Raw genomic sequence first — 19,867 nt, forward strand, 5'->3', positions numbered from 1 at the left:
CCGACTTCAGCGCCGCGATGGCGGTGGAGATCGTTCAATACACAACGGTCTGCAGCATGAATCCGCACGACTATCCTCGCGGCCCGCTCGTTGAGCGGTATGTTGTCAGGCAACGTGCCCTCCAACACGTCATTAAAACGCCCGCGCCGGTAATTTAGTTGCATTTGAGAGGACTTCGGACGCAAATGAACGCGGCAAGATCCAGAGAAATCCGTATTTCTCGATCAAACCGCTCGTACGAAGTAGTCTCAATTAAACTTTTCGCCGCAAACCACTTGCCATTGTCATAGCCAATAGGCTGCGACCTATAATTCCATTCGTAGTACGAATGTTCTGGCAGACTCCACCTATACTGCTGTCGATTTGAGTGTTCAATGCATCCACTGTATGCGCCCCACCACCTATTCACACATAGGGTGAGGCATTGATGACAGAGCAACCTGTTTTTCCGTGCGGTCAAAATGATTTAGCAGCGAGTTCGCGCTATGCGTTGACGCGTCACCGGTTTACGATAGCGAGTATGGTGGATCGATATGGCAAGCCTCTGTGCGGTAAACCACTTAAACACTTAATCGGTGAAGTCGCTCATTGCAGACTTCGCGGTGTCTTCGCAAAACAGCGTGGTGTAGTTGGCCGCGAGTCTGCGATTAATGAATGCCTTGAACCGAAGGTTCGGAGTGCTGACTTTCACACTATCGGACTGGCCTTATACGAAACGCTGCTGATATGCGGCTGCTGTGGTCGGGCGCTCACCGTTCGCTACCAAGGTAACGGCGGCCTTTATCCGTTGTGCTTGTGTAGTGCTCGCCGCCGCGAGGGTTTGGCGACCACCGATTGCCTGAGCATGAGCAGCGACCTGCTTAACAACGCAATCGGCGAGGCTGGATTCACCGCGCTGCGGCCAGCCGAGTTGAAACTTGCGGTGACCGCGCTGAACGAACTTGAGCAACGCGATCACGGCATCATGCGTCAGTGGCATATGCTCGTCGAACGCGCCGAATATGAGGTCGCGCTGGCAGAGCGTCGCTACGGGAACGACGGAGTTCTACTCGCATCATTTTCGATAACGCGGCAGATTGTCGTTTCTCAAAGATCCCAGTGACAATGGTTAAAGCGAGGCCGCCGAAACCCCTGCACGAAAAACGAAAGCGCGCTAAATAACGAGCTCGTCCCTTGATGCGGTAGCTGCGCCCGTCGAACTCGGGCAGGTAGCAATGATGCATGAGCCGGTCGAGGACTGTCTGATGCCGGCTGGCCGTCTCGTCTCGGCGTGCACTCACTTTTCCGTCGGTCACAGCGATATAGCAAAGGAACGCGGTGCCTTGCCATTCAGATGGACAGGCATTGGATCAGACGCTCGAACCGCCCGAAATGCTGCGTCATCCACTGTCGGATCCCCGCTGGATTCAGCGAGATCGGCAGCGATAAGTCCGCCAGACGGCTCACAATGGACGCGGACTTTCGCAATATTTTGGCTATGGTGCCAGAACTTTAGTGCGGAGCCCTTCCCTGGCGGCATAGGGCCGTGACGGCGATCCGAGCGAACCGGCCATTCGAGTGACGGTTTCGTCGGATGAGCGAACGTCGGCAAGTGGCCGAGATGATGGCATGGAGGCGCCACTTTCCCGTGGCCCCTGAACTGGTGCCAAACTGAAGTCTGGCGCTGCATTTCAGTGAGGAGCCTTCATCATGGACATCGCGACTATCGGGCTAGATCTGGCCAAAAACGTCTTCCAGTTACACCACTGAACCACTCCGGCAGGACGGTCCTCCGCAGGCGTCTGCGCCGCGCGGAAGTGCTGTCTTTTTTCGCACGGCTGCCGGTTTGCCTGGTTGGCATGGAGGCCTGCTGGGGCGCGCACTACTGGGCGCGCGAAATCCAGAAGCTCGGCCACACGGTACGCCTGATGGCACCGCAATACGTAAAGGCCTACGTCAAGACCAATAAGAATGACGCCGCTGACGCCGAGGCGATTGCCGAAGCCGTGACACGCCCCTCGATGCGATTTGTGCCCGTCAAAACCCAAGATCAGCAGGCAATGCTTGCGCTGCACCGTGTACGGCAAGGCCTGATCAAGGCGCGTACCGCACAGGCCAACCAGATCAGAAGCTTCCTCGCTGAGTGTGGAGTCGTGATACCGGCGGGCTTGGGGCGATTGCGCAGAGCATTGCCAATGGTGCTGTCCGAGGAAGAACGCGTGGATGGTCTGATGCGCCAGTTGTTGGTTGATCTTGCCGCAAGATTGCGCAGTCTGGACGACGAGGTCGCACGACTTGACAGACACATTGCCGAATTCAATCGCCGCAACCAGGACTGCCGGCGCCTCGAGACGATTCCCGGCGTTGGCCCGATCACCGCAAGCGCCCTGGTGGCAGCAGTCGGCAACGCAACTGCATTCTGTAACGGTCGCGAGCTGGCGGCGTGGCTCCGAATTTCGCAACATGCGATTTATGCTAGAGGTAAAGGATCATACGGTCCGGGTTGCTCTAGTCCCTAAAAGCGGCGAAAAGGGTGCGATGTTCGAATACCCGTATGCAACTCCCGACGATCACAATCTGTCAGGAGAACTTGAGCGTTTGAAGGAGCGTCTGCGCCAAGACATTGTGACAGCGCAAAATATCGAAGATGGGAAAGGAACGCGACTGACTTGAGGGAAAGCCGGATCCACATGGGCGTTGAATTTAGCGACATTCCACTCCAACGCACCTTTTCCGCGACGTCCGTTGGTGCGAAGGATGAACGTCCCATGTGGGTCGCGGCCGGTCGCAATCGAGCCAACATGAACGACATGAGGTTTGCGACGGCCTGAAAAAATGCCGCCGATATCGGCCGTTGCGTTCTGCGCGTCCCCCTGAACAGCCGAATCGAGGATTCAAAGTTCTCAAAAAATTTTGTCCCTGTTGGTGTGCACTATTTGATAGGACCCGCGAGTAGGCCTAAAACGTGTGTGCCGGGGGGCGAAAATCGATGTGAATCCCGGTCATTTTCAAGGCTCAAGGTTGTGTTTCGTGATCAGCCCTCTGACGTCGTGACTCATAGCACGACGGCCAATTGCCATGGAGAAGTGGCGCTGCTGATGTCGAAGCGCGAGCGTTGAGCAACGGGCCCGGTTTTGCCCGTTTTTCCCGGTTCCGGTCTTTCCGGGCAAGTTAGCACGGTCCGGTTTCGCCCGCTCCAGCTATAGGAAGCGGGCGAAACCGGGCAAACCGGACCGGCGCACCTGTTGTTCCAATAGGGCGCTTTGCGGGTAAATCAGGCGCGCCACAGCGAGTTGCTTTTCACGCCAAAGATATTTTTCGCCACAAGACCGTTCAAGGCTTCGATCGCGCGCTGCTTTTTATGTTTCTGGTCGCACAGCATCCGCTCGGTCACGAGCGCGACGGCCTCATCGAGGGGGATACACGCACGGTCTTTTGGCGCGCCATCTTGCCCGGTCTCGAAAGAGTTGCGCAGCGCCCCGGTCACGGCATCGAACGCGATTTTCTGATTTCCGCCAGTCGGCAGCTTCGTCCCCTTCACGGGCTGGATCGATTCATCCGGTGCGATCACGCAGCTCGTGACCGGCTCGCCGCAGTCATCGTTTCCGAGATCCACGACGAGCAGCTTGAACCGGTGAGCAGCGCCGGTTTCATCGTCCTTGGATTTGGCCACGACCCATTCGCGACGGCTCTCGGTCGCATTCACCTCGATGGCGCCATCGAGCGCGGCATGCAGACTGGCGGCCTCAAATCTGAAGTGCAACACCTGTTTCGTATAAGGTGTTGCGATGCACGAAAGAACTCAGTATCAACAACTTCAGCCTGAAGAGCGCCTGATCATTGCAAGTCTGCATCTGCAGGGTTCGAGTATCCGGGCCATGGCCCGGATACTCGGTCGCTCGCCAGCCACCGTTAGCCGTGAACTGGCGCGAAACAGCTTGCCTGCTGGCTACGCGTCCGTGTCGGCTGAAGCGCTCAGTGCCGCACGCCGCAGCGCGGGTCGCCGCCCCCCAAAGCTTTGCCTGCAAAGCGTCTGCTGGCGCATCGTTCTCACTCTGCTCGAGTGGAAATGGTCACCTCAGCAGATATCGGGCACACTGAAGCGTATGTATCCGACCGACCCAACCCAGCAGGTTTCGCACGAAACCATCTACACGGCTATCTACGCCCAGCCGCGCGGCGAACTGCGCCGTCAGCTCATTGCGTGCTTGCGCCATGGCCACAGCACGCGCATGCCGCGTACACGGGGCACAGACCGGCGCGGACAGATTCCCGACATGGTCAGTATTCATGTGCGGCCGCCCGAAATCGAAGACCGACTGCTGCCTGGGCACTGGGAAGGCGACTTCATCAAGGGTGCCGGCAACCAGTCCTCGGTAGGCGTGCTGGTTGAACGGACCAGCCGTCTGGTGCTGCTTGCCAGGATGGAAGATGCCACCGCCGCTTCAGCGCTGGCCGGCTTCTCCGCCAAACTCAATTCGATTGTCGCGCCATTACGGCAGAGCTTCACCTACGACCAGGGCAAAGAAATGTCGCGGCATCAAGAACTCACCGCCGCAACCGGCGTGAAGGTGTACTTCTGCGACCCGCACAGTCCCTGGCAACGCGGCACTTGCGAAAACACCAACGGGCTGCTGCGCCAGTATCTGCCCAAAGGCACGGACCTTTCGGTCTACAGTCAGGACGAACTTGACGCTATCGCCGACAGTCTGTACTGAACCGCCCCGGATTTGGTCTCAGGATTACCCATAAGTCGCTCGCGACTGTGCGATTGAAGGGCGATGGCTTGTAAACGGTGACGACCGATGTTAACTTTGATCCGGTTCGTGATCTGTGATGTCGGGCATTGTCGGACACATCTGACCTTGATGATTGGGCAAATGAAGAGTTTGGCGCCGCCGAGCTCGGCGACGCTCGCCTGACCAGACGGCTCGTGACGCTGGCACGCAAGCTTTCGTTGGGCCCACATTGCTCTTTTCCGCAGTCGTTCAATGGTTCGGAGCTGAAGGCGGCATATCGTTTTTTCGACAACCCGCACGTGGATGTCGATGGCGTGCTGGGTGGGCACATCGGTCAAACGCTGTGTCGTATGCAACAGGTGCCAGTCGTCCTTGCTGTTCAGGACACCACCGAGTTCAATTTGTCTCATCTGCGGGCAACCGAAGGTCTGGGATATGGCTCCGATCCACATGTGCGTGGTTTCCTGATACACAGTCTGCTTGCGCTCACGCCAGAGGGGCTGCCACTCGGGGTGATCGGGATGAAGACCTGGATACGCAGGCACGAGGAGTTGGGCAAGAAACATCTGCGTGGGCAACGAACCGTACAACAGAAAGAGAGCGCGAAATGGCTCGAAGGCATCGAGCAACTGGGCGTACTCAAGACGCACTGTCCGTGCACGCATGTCATCGGCGTGAGCGACCGTGAAGGCGATGTCTATGACGTGTTCCTGGCGCAGCGGCCTGCCGGTGTCGACTGGTTGGTGCGCGCGTCGTGGAACCGACGCGTTGCTCACCCCGATCGATATTTGTGGGAAACCGTGCTGGCCTCGCCAGTGCTTGGAGAGGCGCAACTGCAGGTGCCTGCACGCGAAAACCGCCAGGCACGCACCGCACGGCTGGTTGTGCGCTGCATGCCCGTACGCCTTCGTCCGCCGCAAAATCGTCGTCGCGAGAAGCTTCCCGAAATTGAAGTGTTTGCAATTCATGCACAGGAAACGAACTTGGACGAAGGAGCAGAGCCATTGGAATGGCTTCTACTGACTTCGGTGCCTACGCAAACACACGCAGAGGCCCTCGAGCGTCTTGCATGGTATGCGCGCCGATGGACGATTGAATCGTGGCATCGTGTGCTTAAAAGTGGCTGTCGCATTGAAGCCCGCCAATTTGGCAATCTCGATCGATTCGTCCGCGCCACCGCATTGTTCGCCGTCGTAAGCTGGAGGATCCTGTACTCCATGTTGCTTGCCAGGCTTGATGGCAACCTGCCATGCGAAGTATTGCTGCAGCCAATCGAGTGGCGAGCCCTCTACTGTCGTACGCATGGCAGTACCGAAATACCTGATAAACCGCCGTCACTCGCGCAGGTCATCTTGTGGATCGCCAGACTCGGCGGATATCTCGCTCGAAAGCATGATCGTCCACCTGGTCCTACCGTCATCTGGCGTGGATTTCTTGTCCTGCACGAAATCACGATGATGTACCGAATATTCAGGCAAAACGAATAGCACCATCACATTACTTGTGGGTAATCCTGAGGGATTTGGTGGAGGCTCCAACTCTTGAGAGAATGGAGCCATGAACAAGTCGAACAAATTTTCTGCTGAAGTCCGGGAACGTGCAGTGCGCATGGTGCAAGAGCATCGGGGCGAGTATCCGTCACAGTGGGCGGCGATCGAATCCATCGCCCCCAAGATCGGCTGCACGAGCCAGACATTGCTGGGGTGGGTCAAACGAGATGAAGTCGATAGCGGCGAGCGCGAGGGCGTGAGCACGTCGGAACGCGAACGTCTTAAGGCACTGGAGCGCGAAGTCAAGGAACTGCGCCGCGCCAACGAGATTCTGAAACTGGCGAGTGCGTTTTTCGCCCAGGCGGAGCTCGACCGCCGCCTGAAGTCCTGAAGGCCTTCATCGATCAGCATCGAGACACCTTCGGGGTCGAGCCGATCTGCAAGGTCTTGCGGATTGCCCCGTCGGGCTACCGGCGCCATGCTGCGCAGCTTCGCGATCCGTCGCGCCGCTGCGCACGTGCGATACGCGATGAACGCCTGCGGCCTGAGATCCAGCGTGTCTGGCAAGCCAACATGCGTGTCTACGGAGCGGATAAAGTCTGGAAGCAGATGAACCGGGAGCGCATTGCGGTGGCTCGCTGTACGGTCGAACGGCTGATGAAGCAACTGGGTTTGCGTGGCGTAACGCGAGGCAAACGTGTTCGCACGACCATTGCCGATGCGGCGGCCGCTCGCCCGCTGGATCGGGTCAACCGGCAGTTCAGGGCGGACCGGCCAAACGAGCTCTGGGTTTCTGATTTCACCTATGTCTCGACGTGGCAGGGCTGGCTCTACGTGGCCTTCGTGATCGACGTGTTCGCCCGACGGATTGTCGGCTGGCGCGTCAGTTCGTCGATGACTACAGACTTCGTTCTGGATGCACTTGAACAGGCACTTTATGCGCGGCGCCCAGGCGGAGATGGAACGTTGATACATCACTCCGACAGAGGCTCGCAATACGTCAGCATTCGCTATAGCGAGCGACTGGCCGAAGCGGGCATCGAGCCCTCGGTTGGTAGCCGTGGCGACAGTTACGACAACGCACTGGCCGAGACAATCAACGGTTTGTACAAGGCCGAACTGATTCATCGCCGCACCTGGAAAACACGCGAGTCCGTCGAGTTGGCAACGCTGGAATGGGTGGCCTGGTTCAATCATCATCGATTGATGGAACCCATCGGCTACATCCCGCCGGCTGAAGCTGAGGCAAACTACTATCGGCAACTTGAAACATCGGTCGCCGAACCCGCATTAACTTAAACCAACCAGCCTCCACGATTCCCGGGGCGGTTCAGAACAGCCGACCTCGTGCAACTCATGCCTTCCATTCGCCGTTCGAGGTCTTCGCCGCGACCCTTGCTTCAGCAAGTCAACCTCAAGGCTCTAAACATTAAACCCGCTGTTGCGCTTCACTCTTGAAACCGCCACTCGAATGCCCGCGCAATCCCTTCGTGGCATCCTTGCTCGTATGATGAACCAGCAGGACCAGGCCGCCGAGCAGGTTCTGCAGGCGCTTGGCGGCGGTGATCATGTTGCCCATGTCCACGGACGAGTTCTCGTCGGCGCCAGGCGCAGCGCGGTTCAGCGTGTCGAGCACAACCATCCCGCCAGCGCCACCCGCGCTTGCGATGGAGCGGGCAAGCTCGGCTACGCCCGCGCCGTCGAGCAGGTCGAAAGGCGCGGTCATGAAGCGCAGGCCGTCAGGCAACGGCTTGTCGTGGTGCTTCGCCCACGCCTTGACGCGCTTGCCCATGCCAGCTTCGCCTTCCAGTGCGCAGTAGGTCACCGGACACTGAAGTACCCGGTGACCGAACCACTCCGGATTGCCACCCGCGACGGCGGCAGCAATGTCGAGTACCAGAAAGGATTTCCCGCTGCCGTTGGGGCCGAACAGCGCAGCCAGGCCTTCGAGAGGCAGCACCGCGCGCACCAGCCACTTCATGGGAGGCGCGTTCGCCAGCTCGTCAGCGGAGCGCAGCGGAAAGCGCGCAGTCGTGGGAGTGATGCCGGCCTCTCGGAGCTGCCCGGTATCCGTTGCCCGCACTTCGTTCACCCACATGACGAGCGTGCCGATCGTCGCCACATTCGTAGTGCGGCCGAAGCTTTCCCACTCCCTTTCGCACAGGCCCGGCTGATACATCAGTTCGCCGTCAGCCGTCACGCGTTCGTCTTTCGCTGACCAGGTATCCCACAGTTCAAGCCCCTCGTCGGAGCCGTCGAACTGGTGATGCAGGATCATACCGAGCTTCAGCCAACGGGCACGATTCCATTCATCGGCGTTCGGATCGAGCCGCGACAGCAGCTCGTCTTTGACGCGCTCCAGGGTCCAGCGCGGATCGGACTGCTTTGCCTCGAGCAGACTGAAATCGACGTCGTTGCAAGCCTCGGCAGTAACCGGCTTCGCAGTTTCGCAAGGTGCAATCGCCAGATAAGAATCGGGATTCAGGTATCCGCCGCCCAAGGACACGCCAAACCTGTACTCGGCTCCCTGATTCTGTATGGGGCAATACATGGCGCGTTCGGCCTCCAGCGAACCAGGGTCGAGCGTCGCGCGAAAAAACGTCGCGATCGCCAGAGCCACCGTACGGTGCTCCTCGCGCGACATGTCACGAATACTGGGAATGATGATCCGCAGGCGCGGCGCTTCAGGCGTGTGAGAGCGTGTGGTATGCCATAGGTAATCGAAAGGCGCGAGCGTATCGCCGCGGACCAGTGCGGCGAAGAGGTCTGCAGTTCCCTTGTCAAAATCGAGCGTCAACGCCGAGCGGCGCTTGAAGGACGCGTGGTTGCGCTGGTTTCCATCGAAAGCGCCGAACACGACGAACGGGTCGCGTTTCTTCGCTTCTCCGCGCTCCTTATTACTCAGCGCCATGAAGTCGGTGTGCGACATGGGGCTCTGCTTCGGCATCGAGACGAACTGCTTCAGCGCCTCGAAGCTGATCGGTTTCACGGGGCGGATAACACCAAGGTTTCCCTGGCCATAGACCGACGACAGGAGGCGCTGCGGATGGATTTCTGGAAGTTGGTTTGCTATCATCGTTTTATCTCTTAGGAATGCTTAATGCCCCGGCGTCTGATATGGCGAATACCGGGGCTTTCTTTTAGCCTTCGTGCAGGGTGCTACAGGCGAGCAAAGAGGCCGGGGTGTTCTTCCTCGAACTTAATGCGGGCGTGAACCGCATAATCGCTCGCGGCAGCCTTCATGAAAGCCGTCACCAGAGCAACAGAATTGGTGTCGCTGATCTTATATCCTCGAGCACGCGCTTCCTCGACCGCATGAAGAGCGGAGAACAGGTACAACTCGGCAGTCATCGCGGCCTGCCTCATGAGATCTTCATAGGAGACGCTCATGCCGCACCTCCCGCCAGGCGTTCGATGGAATCGGCGGCACTCATGAGACGACCGTTCGGCGACTCCACCGGCTGAAGGCGGCAGCAGGCGCCGGTCTCTGCGGGAATCTCTGCAGAACGAACGCGGGCTCCGGACTGGGCGAGCGAAACGGCGTTTGCATGAGACGCGATGTTCTGGGTGAAATGGTCGGCGTGGGCAGGATTGGCAAAACGGTCCATCATGCTGCGCCTCCGCCAAGCAGAACAGCGCGCAGCTCACCCACATTCCAGCGGGTCGAGCCGCCGATCTTGCGCGGGGCGGGGAGTGCGCCGCGCTTCGAACGTTCCCACACGGTCGCGACGTTGCACTGACACAGCCCGGCCACAGTGCGCACGTCGACGGCGGCCGCGTTCGGCAACTCGTCAAACTCTTTCAGGTCAGTCTTGTGAGCCATCGATTTTCTCCAGTACCCGTCGGAATTGACGGGCAGGGAGAAGCGTATCGAGCCGGCCGCTGCCCCGCACCCTAAGCCACCCTAAAACTACCCCAATTGCACCCTACTCTCATTTAGGGTGCCGCGAGAACCTCCGAAACCCGTTGTGACGAGAGGCCGGGACATCGCCCGGTGACCGCGGCGATGACCTTTGCCCGATCTGCCGGCCCGGCCGGGTCATTGAACTCGAGCACGGAGAACAGTGCCCTGACGCAACGCTGGCATGCATCCGACAGCTTTTCCTCGGCTTCGCCCCGGTTGGCCGCGGCGAACACTTTTTCGAGCGTCGCCTTGCCCAGACCTTTTGCAAGGTCGGCCTCCTCGATTTCCACAATGACTCTGCTTTGGGAGATGCCGCGTGTCGCCCTGATCGTGTCGAGCATCGCGGCGATGACGGCCAGGCGGTCGGCGGTGCTCGCGTGCGTGCCCGGTTCGATATTTTTCTGCGGCGCGAACCCGGCAGGCAGCGTCCAGCCAATTGCCACGGCCCACGCGCGGAACGCGCTGGTTGAAACCCAGGCATTCTCTCTCTTATGACTACCCGGCCGGACGACCATGAGCGCGCCAACGTCCGGGAGTGGTCCGCGATCATCCTCATACGGGCCTGCGAGATTCGCCATGGCGACTTCCAGCCGGTCCCTGAAGGGCTGACCTGCCAGTGCAATGGCGTCGTGTTCATCAATATGCTCCGTCGGCGACAGCGCGGACGGCTCGATCCCGAGTGATTGTGCGACCAGCCGCCATAGGGGCAGCTCGGGCAGATGCGGCCACTTGCCCCAGTTGACGGCGTGGAGGCGCGCCTTCCGTTCGGCGATGCTTGCAGCCACTTCCTTGAGGGTCGATCCGTTCAGCAACTCCGGTAACAGGTCTTTCATTGCGTGTTCTTTGCGTGAATCGTCAAAAATAGGTGCCGCTCCCACGTCGGTGACGGTGCCGGCTATCGGCACGTCGCATGAGGGAGCGGCGGAAAGGATCAGCCTGCGTGCGACGCAGCGGCCCGCCGGTGGAGGGGAATCACGGCACCCTGGGTCACAGGTGTTGCGATGAAGGCAGCCCAGTCGTTCATCAGGCACCGCCGCCGCTCCAGCACGTCACCGCGCCAGTACGCCGCTTCGGACTCGTCACCCTTCACGTGCGCCAGTGCGACTTCGGCCAGTTCGCGCGGATAGTCCGTGCGCTCGCCTGCCCAGTCACGGAAGGTGGAACGGAAGCCGTGCGGCGTGGCTTCCAGTCGGGCGCGGCGCAGGATCGCCAGCAGCGTCATGTCGGACAGCGTCCTGCCGGTCGGGCTGGGGAAGACGAGGGCATGGTCATCATCCGGTCGCGGCAGCGCCCGAAGCAGCGCGACGGCCGCATCGGACAGCGGCACGCGATGTTCTTTCTTTGCCTTCATGCGTTCGCCCGGAATGCGCCAGACCGCCTTGTCGAGGTCCATCTCGGTCCACATTGCGCCGCGGGCCTCGCCCGAGCGGGCGGCCGTCAGGATGGCAAACTCCAGACAGCGTGGGGCCGTCGTCAGCGTGCCGCGCAGCGACACCATGAAGGCACCCATTTCGTCGATGGCCATCGCCGGATGGTTGCGAACCCGCTTCGTCTTGCTGGGTGCGGCCAGCAGCTTGTCGAGATTGCCGCGCCACGTCGCGGGATTCTCGCCTTCGCGATAGCCCTTGACGCGTGACCAGTCGAGCACGTTCTCGATCCGGCCGCGCAGCCGCGACGCGGTTTCCGTCTTCGTCGTCCAGATGGGTTCGAGCACGGCGAGCACATGCTCGCGGCCGACATGCGCGACCTGAAGCCTGCCGATCAACGGGTAGGCGTACTCTGCAAGCGTGTTGCGCCACTGGCTGGTATGCTTCGGATTGCTCCATTCGGCCGACTTCGCCTCGATGAAGCGCTTCGCGGCGTCTTCAAAGGTGATTTCACGCGCCTGACTGGCCCGTAGCTGGCTGTTTTTTTCCTTGCGCGCGAGCACCGGGTCAACGCCGGTAGCGATCTCGTCGCGTTTGGCGCTGGCGTGTTCCCGGGCAGCCTTCAGCGAGACGGCCGGATATGCGCCAAGCCCGATCTCGCGCCGCCTGCTGCCGACCATCACGCGCAGGATCCACGAACGCGCGCCACTCGGCGTCACCTGTAACGCCAGGCCCGGCACGCCGCCGACCATGTGCCGCCCGGGCTGCGTCAGTCGGGACACGGCCAGCGCACCTAGCTCCTTCGCAATCTTCGGCATTGAATCTACCCCCCAAAGTACCCTCCATAAAGTTTACGATTGGGGCCGATGAAATGCAATGGGGACCGATCATCCAGCGACGCGACTAAACGGTAAGTAATTGATATATAATGAAAAATATCGACTGATTACGATGAAGGATGACAGTGTGAGACAGGGGATCAGGCGGACCGTCTCTCCGCCAGAATGCCTTCCGGGCAATTCCGCCTGATTCCCCCGGACAGCCCGAAACGCCTTATTCCTGTGCGTTTTGGGGGTGTCATTCTGCTTGCTGCTTCCGCGTCATGCCGACACAATCAACCTATCCAGTAGGGGTGAGAGTGGGGGTGAGAAATGGCAGCATCCCAATCCAGGCAACTTCATCGTCTGTCGGCGCTACGCATCGCGAAGCTCGTCGATCCGGGCTACTACGCTGACGGCGGCGGCCTTTACTTTCAGATTTCAAGTTCCGGAGCACGCTCCTGGGTCTACCAGTTCAAACTATTTGGGCGGTCACGAGAGATGGGCCTTGGCCCGGCTTTGACAGTTTCGCTGGCGGAGGCGCGCTCTGAGGCCGCCCGATGCAGGGCGCTGGCGAAGGACAAGATCGATCCCATCGAAGCACGTAAAGAGGCGCAAAGGAAAGCTGCCGCAGAAGAGGCAATGCCATTCCGTGACGCCGCGGCGGCATACGTAGAAAAGATGTCGCCGAGTTGGAAAAACAGGAAGCATGCGCAGCAGTGGACGAACACGCTCACGACCTATGCCTACCCAGTAATCGGGGACGTCGATGTACGTCATGTCGATACGCCGATGGTAGTGCGGATTCTCCAGCCGATCTGGTCGACCAAACGTGAGACTGCGAACCGCGTGCGCGGCCGGATCGAGAACATCCTTGATGCCGAGAAAGTGCTTGGTCATCGTGATGGTGATAATCCCGCGCGCTGGCGCGGCCATCTGGATAAGGTGCTGGCGAAGCGCAAGCGCGCTGTGAATCATTTCCCTGCACTTCCTTGGGCCGACATCCCCGAGTTCATGCGGAAGCTTGAGGCGAAAGAGGAGGAGGGGTCTCGCTCGGCAGTCATGCTACATCTGTTGATCCTCACTGTGTGCCGTACAAATGAAATCCGCGGAGCCCGACCTGAGGAGTTTGATCTGCGCCACAAGATCTGGACTATCCCCGGCGGGCGAATGAAGATGGGCGTGCCTCATCGCATACCGTTGTGCGACAAAGCCTTTGAACTTGCGAAGAACGCTATGGCGACAGCGAGGTACGGCTATCTGTTTCCGGGCGACAAGAAAGGCTCGCCGCTGTCGAACATGGCGATGCTGGAGTTACTTGATGGTATGGGGTACTCAGAGATCACGGTGCATGGCTTTCGCTCGACCTTTCAGGACTGGGCCGAGGAATATGGCGAGTACCCCGAACTGCTTACCGACAAGGCGATCGCACACAAGACCACCAACAAGGCGCGACGCGCATATCAGCGAGGCGACATTCTCGAGAGGCGCCGAAAGATGATGGACCACTGGTCGCTGTATTGCGGGGGGATGTCCGCGACCGTTGTGCCGATAGCGCCGGTTCAGGCTGTCGCATGACGGTACAACGGCAAGCATCTGCATGGGGTGCAGGTGGTCGGAGGTTCAAATCCTTTCGCCCCGACCAATAGATATAAGGCTTTCATGGCTTCGGCTCTGAGAGCCTTTTTCGTTTGGGGCCGATTTTGCCCCCACGTTTGCCCCCACACGACGACCGGCTCTCGCGGGAACGGAGTGGAATTTTGGGTAGCGTTGAGGGGTCGGCCGCGTTCGTTGCTCACGAGCTTGAGGCTCGTATATCAATGCGCGAACTGTGCCAGCGACAACCTGTTTATCGGTAAGGCAGTCCTATTTCTGACGGCTTGGGGGCTGCCGGCCGTCCAAATGTGGGTCGGCGGAGCAGCAGTTCGTTCGCTTAGGAAAACCAGAGATGCGTGTTGGATACTGGCGCGGCCTATCGATACCTGCCCACGGCCTGCCCACCCGAAGTGCTCCCCGGTGCCCCTGTCCCGGATGGTCTTGAACTCGAGAGATTCGCTGCCCAGTTGAGACCCAACGATCATGCGGTACTGGAAGCGACCGGCACCACCGCAGCGATCGTCAATGTGCTTCAGGCCCATGTGGGCCGTGTCATTGTTGCCAATCCGTTGCAGGTCAGACTGATCGCTGAGGCACGGGTCAAGACCGATAAGATCGATGCGGCCATCCTCGCCCAGCTCTACGCGAGCGGTTTTCTGCCTCAGGTCTGGATCCCCGGCGAAACCACGCAGGCGCTGCGACGACAGGTATCGCGCCGGGCCCAGATCGTCCGCCAGCGAACGCGCCTGAAGAACGAAGTCCACGCGGTGCTGGCAGCGCATCTGATTGAACGCTGCCCAGCGACCGATCTGTTTGGCAGGAAGGGGCGCGCCTGGCTTAACCAGCAATCTCTTCCCATCGATGAACGGATGGGCGTCGAGCAACGGCTACGCGAACTGGACCGCCTTGGCGAGGATCTCCAACAGATCGAGCAGGTCCTCGAACAATTCGTTATTGATGACACGCGGCTGCGCAAACTGCTGACGATCACCGGCGTGAACACAACAGTGGCGATTGGGCTCCTTTCTGCAATCGGCGAAATCGCCCGATTCCCCACAGCCGAGAAGCTGGTCAGCTATTTCGGGCTTAATCCTTCCGTCTATCAGACTGGCGCGCAACCCACCAAACATGGCCGCATCAGCAAGCGCGGGCGCTCTTATGGACGTGCCATGCTGGTTGAAGCTGCGTGGTCAGCGGCCCAGTCGCCCGGCCCTTTACGCGCATTCTTCCTGCGTATCCGGGACCGGCGAGGGCAACAGATTGCCGCAGTTGCGACGGCACGCAAGATCGCCGTCATCACCTGGTACGTGCTCACACGCGACGAGAGCTTTGCGTGGGATCGTCCTGCACTCACTGCGCACAAGATCCGTTCACTCGAGCTCCAGGCCGGCATGCCCGCACGTCGCGGTAGCCATAGAGGTTCTGCAGCAGCCTACAACCTGAAGAGCGTGCGCGATCAGGAACGTGCGGTAGCCGAGCAGGCCGAACGGGCATACCAGCGACTGTTCTCCCGCTCGAAGCAGACCCGGCCCGGCAACAAACGAACCTCAACGCAATGGCCGCCGGGTTCGAGCTCCTGATGTCTAAAAATAATGGCTTGGCGGGCTTGTCGATTTCATCGGTGGTGTAAATCACCTTCCTGATCTCCGGCGGGTAATCGAAGAACGGAATCACACGTGCCCAGTTGCGTCGCCAGCTCTGCCCGATGGACGGATAATCCTGGTCCCACCTGGCCTCGAAGGCGCCCAGTGCGTATTTCGGTCCAACGTGACCGACCGTTTCGGCATCTTGACCGGCGATTTCGGGAACGTGACCGAGGATTTCGGCAACGTGACCGGTCGCAACGACAGGCGGGTTTGGTGTTGCGCGTGACCCCAACCACGCGGGCTATGCTCGACGGCTTTGGCCGGAGAGACGATGCCCGCGCACCGGATGAACACGCGCATGATCAAAGACGTTTTACGACTGAAGTTCGACGGCGGCTTCTCGCATGATCGAATCGCCGCGTCGCCAGGCATTTCCAAGGGCGTTGTCACGAAGTACGTCGGCCTGGCCAAGGCGGCCGAGCTCGACTGGGCGAGCGCTTGCGATATGGATGAGGGCGAGCTCGAACGGCGTTTGATGGGCAAGCCCACTGGGCCGGCGGCTTACGCCCAACCCGACTACGGCCGCATTCACCAGGAACTGCGACGCAAGGGCATGACGCTTACGCTGCTCTGGGAAGAGTACCAAGCCGAGTTTGCCGATCGGCAGACCTACCGCTACACGCAGTTCTGCGAGCACTACCGGACGTTCGCCAAGCGGCTGAAGCGCTCGATGCGCCGGATCCACCGCGCCGGCGAGAAGCTGTTCGTCGACTTCGCCGGACCCACGCTGCCGTTGACGACGGGGCGGCGCGCGCACGTGTTCGTCGCCGCGATCGGCGCTTCGAGCTACACGTTTGCGTGCGCGACGCCTGCCGAGACGATGGAAGACTGGCTTGGCGGCATCGCACGAGCACTAACGTTCTACGGCGGCGTGCCGCAACTGATCGTGCCCGACAACCCGCGCGCAATGATCGCCGAGCCCGATCGCTACGAGCCTCGTGCGGGCGACACCGTGTTGGACTTCGCCCCCCACTATGGAACGTCGTTCCTGCCGGCGCGAACCTACCGACCGCAGGACAAGGCCAAGGTCGAGTCGGCCGTGCAGGTCGTCGAGCGCTGGATCATGGCGCGCCTGCGCCACCATGAGTTCGGCTCGATGCAGTCGGTCAATGAGGCGATCAGCCCGTTGCTGAAGTACCTGAACGAACGTCCCTTCCAGAAGCTGCCCGGATGATGGCGCTCCACCAGCTTCGGCTCGAACGCCCCCTGACGGTCGCGCGGGATGTTGAGCGGCAACTCGCCAAACTCCCCCTGCAGCGTCTTGGCGCTATGACCATTACGGGTGTTGCCCGTGGTATTGGTCACCGCTTCGCTCTTGCCATGGCCCAGGTGCTCGGACATCTCCGTCTCTAACGCACGCTCCACCAGCATCCTGGTAAGCTGCTTGAGCAGGCCGTTCTCGCCTATCAGGTCTTCCGGCTTCTGGTAATTCGCCAGCAGGCTGTCGGCCAGCTTGACGAGTTCAGGATCGGGTTTCTCTCTTTTATTGCGTTTCGGGGCTGCTGCGTCTGTGAGACAAAGGGTGACGCTTTGCTCTTACAGGCACGGTGAATCCTGGGGCTCTTGACTATTGACTACTGGCGCAAAAAAGACGAGCGTGTCTGTCTGGCGTTGGGTTCGCTGTTGTCTCGATCAGACTAACTATACGAGGTAACCATGTGGATCTTCCGTGTCGATGAGCCGCGTCTTGGAGGCATCCGTATTCGCGAATGGCACCGCCGCGCGCGCCATACCGTCGGCCTGCTCGTACTGCTGCTGGGCGGCGCCGCCACCGGGCTGGTCTTGCTCGATCAGTCCAATGCCTCTTTTCCTGACAAAGTGTTCGCGGCCCTCTGGGATGGGGTCAATCTCGTCTCGACACTCGGTGACTTTACCGACTTTAATCAGTCGCAGAAGATCTTCATGCTGCTGGCCATGTTCGCGACGCTGCTGATCGGCGGATTCGCGGTGTCAAGGCTCACGGGCATGCTATCGGGCGACGATGTAATGGCTTATCGGGAGAACAGGGTCATGGAAGGCAAGCTCGCACATCTCGCCAATCATGTCGTAGTGGTTGGATTCCATTCGCTGGGTGAACTGGTCGCAAACCGCTTGCGCGAAGCCGGACAGACGGTGCTCATCCTCGTGGGCGATCGGGATCAGGCCGACCGGGCTGCGGATCGCGGCCATATGGTTGTGCTCGGTTCGCCGGGCGTGTTCGACGACGTGCTCAAGGGGGCGCGGCTGGATAGCGCCAAAGCGCTGGTCGTGACGACGCCGGACAGCAATAACAATCTGGCGATCACCTTGCTGGCGCATACGCTGAATGCCTCGCTTACGATTGTAGTGCCTGGCGAAAATCCCTTGAGAAAGGGGCTGTTCGAGAGCGCGGGGGCATCCGGCGTGGTTATCGTCGATGAGATCGTGGCGAATGCGCTGGTCGGCAAGCTCACAACCCGGATGGAGGAAGCGCCATGAAACCAGCGGATTCCACGCAGTCTCATCTGCATCGCATGCCCTTCCTGCAGGGGCTTCTGCCCGTCAATCCCGCACAACTGCCGCACGACATCATTGCCGGGATCACACTGGCGGCCTTGGGCATCCCGGAGGTGATGGGGTACACGAAGATTTCCGGCACGCCCACCGTCACCGGCCTCTACACGATCTTGCTTCCGCTGATCGCATTTGCGATCTTTGGTGCGTCGCGTCAACTGGTGGTCGCGGCAGACTCCGCGACAGCTGCCATCCTCGCGGGTACGCTGACGGCCATCGCAGCATTAGGCAGCAAGGAATATGTGGCCCTCACAAGCACAGTGGCCATGACGGTTGCCGTGATGCTCGTGATTGCGCGCGTCTTTCGTCTGGGCTTTCTGGCCGACTTCCTTTCCCGCAGCGCACTGATCGGCTTCCTGACAGGCGTGGGGGTGCAGGTCGCGGCGGGCGAATTCGCCGGGCTGATCGGGCTCGCGAAGCAAGGGCATGGCCCGGTCATGCAGCTGGTGACCGTGTTTCAGCGCGTCGCCGAGGCGAATTATCCGACCACAGTGCTTTCCTTTGTTGTTCTCGCGGTGATCGTCGGTTGCAAGCGTCTGGCGCCGCGCGCGCCGGGTGCGCTGATCGCCGTGATCGGCTCCATCGTGGCCAGCGCGGTGTTCAGTTTCGCCGGGCACGGCATTGCGGTTATCGGTGAAGTGCCCGGCGGACTTCCGTCGCTGTTCCTGCCGCCGCTGCATATAAGCGAGATCAACCAGGTGCTGGCGACGGCCGCTTCGTGCTTCATCGTCATCATCGCGCAGAGTGCGGCGACCGCGCGCGCGTACGCCAACCGCTACAACGAGAAGGGCGACGACAATGCCGACATCGTCGGCCTCGCGGCCGCGAACGCAGCGGCTGCGTTTACGGGCACCTTCGTCGTGAACGGCAGTCCGACCAAGACCGAGATGGTCGACGATGCGGGTGGCCGCACCCAGGTCACCCATCTGACGACGGCCGTCATCGTGCTGCTGGTGCTGCTGTTCCTTACCAGGCCGCTCAGTCTTCTGCCTGCCGCCGTGCTGTCGGCCATCGTCTTCATGATCGGCGTGAAGCTGATCGACGTGAAAGGCATGGTCGAACTCTATCGCATGCAGAAGGACGAATTCGTCGTCGCGTTACTCACGGCCGGCGTGGTCGTGTTTGTCGATGTGATGCACGGGATTCTCGCTGCCGTCGTCCTATCGTTGATCGCGCATGCGCGGCATAGCTACCGGCTGCGAACGCGTGTGTTGACGCGCAGCCCCGCCGGCCGTTGGGTCACGCATCCTGTCGCGCCGAATGTGCTCGCCGCGCCCGGCATCGTCGTCTACCGGTTCGAAGCGGACCTGTTCTATGCGAACGCCGGCCGCTTCACTGAAGAAGTGCTGAAACTCGTCAACGAGGCGAGTCCGCCGTTGCGCTGGGTGGTGATCGACTCGTCGGAGATCAACAATATCGACTACACGGCGGGCAAGACGTTGATCCAGTTGGGTACGGAGCTCGACCGGCGTGGGGTGGGTGTCGCAGCTGTTGCGCTTCCGACGGGTGTGCGGCGGGAGATCGAGCGGTATAAGGCACTGCGTGCGCAAGGCGCCCATCGCGAGATCTTTGCGACGGTCGATGCCGCGATTGACGCTCTGAGCAATCTTTCGCCATCTGCACCCGGGCCTTCGCCAAACGCCAAACCGGAATGAAGCCACGCCGCTTTGACGATGAACTGAGAATGGGAGTGACACGTGCCCGAATCCGCTGCCGCGAAGCGCAAGGAACATGCTACGGAACCCGCCGATCCGATGACCTTGGCGGCGCAGGAAGACCCGTCCACGCTGTTTGCG

15 protein-coding genes, 6 pseudogenes and 1 other annotated feature are annotated in these 19,867 nt (G+C 60.3%); of the genes and pseudogenes, 10 read left to right on the top strand and 11 right to left on the bottom strand.

Annotated elements, in window-relative coordinates; genetic code table 11:
• The first annotated feature begins 427 nt into the window (after positions 1-427).
• Positions 428-1,102, top strand: a complete 675-nt coding sequence (locus OKW41_RS26825; protein WP_246529935.1) for a zinc ribbon domain-containing protein — start codon at positions 428-430, stop codon at positions 1,100-1,102.
• Between the two features lie 46 nt (positions 1,103-1,148).
• Here the strand turns inward: OKW41_RS26825 and OKW41_RS26830 are convergent.
• Positions 1,149-1,241 (bottom strand): annotated as a pseudogene (locus OKW41_RS26830) (ATP-binding protein); the annotation flags it as partial.
• A 50-nt stretch (positions 1,242-1,291) separates the two neighbouring features.
• Complete coding sequence (locus OKW41_RS26835; protein WP_187632925.1) at positions 1,292-1,669, bottom strand: TonB C-terminal domain-containing protein; 378 nt, start codon at positions 1,667-1,669, stop codon at positions 1,292-1,294.
• A gap of 4 nt (positions 1,670-1,673) precedes the next feature.
• Between OKW41_RS26835 and OKW41_RS26840 the strand changes: the two genes are divergently transcribed.
• On the top strand, positions 1,674-2,498 hold the full coding sequence (locus OKW41_RS26840; protein WP_429574499.1) for an IS110 family transposase: 825 nt from the start codon (positions 1,674-1,676) through the stop codon (positions 2,496-2,498).
• Between the two features lie 755 nt (positions 2,499-3,253).
• Here OKW41_RS26840 and OKW41_RS26845 read toward each other — a convergent pair.
• Positions 3,254-3,745: a hypothetical protein gene (locus OKW41_RS26845; RefSeq protein ID WP_429574500.1), complete on the bottom strand. Its 492-nt coding sequence runs from the start codon at positions 3,743-3,745 to the stop codon at positions 3,254-3,256.
• 22 nt (positions 3,746-3,767) lie between these two features.
• Between OKW41_RS26845 and OKW41_RS26850 the strand changes: the two are divergent.
• The 3 genes and pseudogenes from OKW41_RS26850 to OKW41_RS26860 form a co-directional block, all read left to right on the top strand.
• Positions 3,768-4,682, top strand: a pseudogene (locus OKW41_RS26850) (IS30 family transposase); the annotation flags it as partial.
• 143 nt (positions 4,683-4,825) lie between these two features.
• The gene (locus tag OKW41_RS26855; protein WP_429443705.1) at positions 4,826-6,205 is read left to right on the top strand and encodes an IS4 family transposase; all 1,380 of its coding nucleotides are present in this window, start codon (positions 4,826-4,828) and stop codon (positions 6,203-6,205) included.
• Positions 6,206-6,275: 70 nt separating this feature from the next.
• A protein-coding gene (locus OKW41_RS26860; protein ID WP_429571231.1) for an IS3 family transposase occupies positions 6,276-7,507 on the top strand; the annotation gives its coding sequence in 2 pieces (ribosomal slippage) (positions 6,276-6,564 and positions 6,564-7,507; 1,233 coding nt in all).
• Positions 6,554-6,670 (top strand) — a sequence feature (AL1L pseudoknot). (Overlaps the previous gene by 117 nt.)
• A 130-nt stretch (positions 7,508-7,637) precedes the next feature.
• On the opposite strand, the gene OKW41_RS26865 is transcribed toward OKW41_RS26860, so the two are convergent.
• The 6 genes from OKW41_RS26865 to OKW41_RS26890 form a co-directional block, all read right to left on the bottom strand.
• Positions 7,638-9,284 (bottom strand): AAA family ATPase, encoded by a 1,647-nt coding sequence (locus OKW41_RS26865; RefSeq protein ID WP_429574501.1) that lies wholly within the window; start codon positions 9,282-9,284, stop codon positions 7,638-7,640.
• Positions 9,285-9,367: 83 nt separating this feature from the next.
• Positions 9,368-9,598 carry a hypothetical protein gene (locus tag OKW41_RS26870; protein ID WP_187632923.1) on the bottom strand — a complete coding sequence of 77 codons (231 nt, stop codon included), beginning with the start codon at positions 9,596-9,598 and terminating at the stop codon, positions 9,368-9,370.
• The gene (locus tag OKW41_RS26875; RefSeq protein WP_187632922.1) at positions 9,595-9,819 is read right to left on the bottom strand and encodes a hypothetical protein; all 225 of its coding nucleotides are present in this window, start codon (positions 9,817-9,819) and stop codon (positions 9,595-9,597) included. Before OKW41_RS26875 ends, OKW41_RS26870 begins: the two co-directional genes overlap by 4 nt.
• Positions 9,816-10,031, bottom strand: a complete 216-nt coding sequence (locus tag OKW41_RS26880) for a helix-turn-helix transcriptional regulator (RefSeq protein ID WP_187632921.1) — start codon at positions 10,029-10,031, stop codon at positions 9,816-9,818. The genes OKW41_RS26875 and OKW41_RS26880 overlap by 4 nt, the downstream gene beginning before the upstream one ends.
• Positions 10,032-10,144: 113 nt before the next feature.
• On the bottom strand, positions 10,145-10,945 hold the full coding sequence (locus OKW41_RS26885; RefSeq protein WP_187632920.1) for a hypothetical protein: 801 nt from the start codon (positions 10,943-10,945) through the stop codon (positions 10,145-10,147).
• A gap of 98 nt (positions 10,946-11,043) precedes the next feature.
• On the bottom strand, positions 11,044-12,297 hold the full coding sequence (locus OKW41_RS26890) for a tyrosine-type recombinase/integrase (RefSeq protein ID WP_429574502.1): 1,254 nt from the start codon (positions 12,295-12,297) through the stop codon (positions 11,044-11,046).
• Between the two features lie 333 nt (positions 12,298-12,630).
• Between OKW41_RS26890 and OKW41_RS26895 the strand changes: the two genes are divergently transcribed.
• Together OKW41_RS26895 and OKW41_RS26900 are read left to right on the top strand one after the other, a co-directional pair.
• On the top strand, positions 12,631-13,875 hold the full coding sequence (locus tag OKW41_RS26895) for a tyrosine-type recombinase/integrase (RefSeq protein WP_429574503.1): 1,245 nt from the start codon (positions 12,631-12,633) through the stop codon (positions 13,873-13,875).
• Positions 13,876-14,336: 461 nt separating this feature from the next.
• Positions 14,337-15,473: pseudogene (locus OKW41_RS26900) on the top strand (IS110 family transposase); the annotation flags it as partial.
• 28 nt (positions 15,474-15,501) lie between these two features.
• On the opposite strand, the pseudogene OKW41_RS26905 reads toward OKW41_RS26900, so the two are convergent.
• A pseudogene (locus tag OKW41_RS26905) lies at positions 15,502-15,645 on the bottom strand (transposase); the annotation flags it as partial.
• 165 nt (positions 15,646-15,810) lie between these two features.
• On the opposite strand from OKW41_RS26905, the pseudogene istA reads away from it, so the two are divergent.
• Positions 15,811-16,710, top strand: a pseudogene (istA, locus tag OKW41_RS26910) (IS21 family transposase); the annotation flags it as partial.
• Here the strand turns inward: istA and OKW41_RS26915 are convergent.
• Positions 16,689-16,991: pseudogene (locus OKW41_RS26915) on the bottom strand (transposase); the annotation flags it as partial. The pseudogenes istA and OKW41_RS26915 overlap by 22 nt on opposite strands.
• A gap of 204 nt (positions 16,992-17,195) precedes the next feature.
• Here OKW41_RS26915 and OKW41_RS26920 point away from each other — a divergent pair.
• Together OKW41_RS26920 and OKW41_RS26925 are read left to right on the top strand one after the other, a co-directional pair.
• Positions 17,196-17,996 carry an NAD(P)-binding protein gene (locus tag OKW41_RS26920; RefSeq protein WP_187639378.1) on the top strand — a complete coding sequence of 267 codons (801 nt, stop codon included), beginning with the start codon at positions 17,196-17,198 and terminating at the stop codon, positions 17,994-17,996.
• On the top strand, positions 17,993-19,726 hold the full coding sequence (locus OKW41_RS26925; protein WP_429574504.1) for a SulP family inorganic anion transporter: 1,734 nt from the start codon (positions 17,993-17,995) through the stop codon (positions 19,724-19,726). Before OKW41_RS26920 ends, OKW41_RS26925 begins: the two co-directional genes overlap by 4 nt.
• Positions 19,727-19,867 lie beyond the last annotated feature (141 nt).

Origin of the sequence: Paraburkholderia sp. UCT70 (assembly GCF_050434085.1) — a bacterium.
In the GTDB taxonomy this organism is placed as follows: domain Bacteria; phylum Pseudomonadota; class Gammaproteobacteria; order Burkholderiales; family Burkholderiaceae; genus Paraburkholderia; species Paraburkholderia tuberum.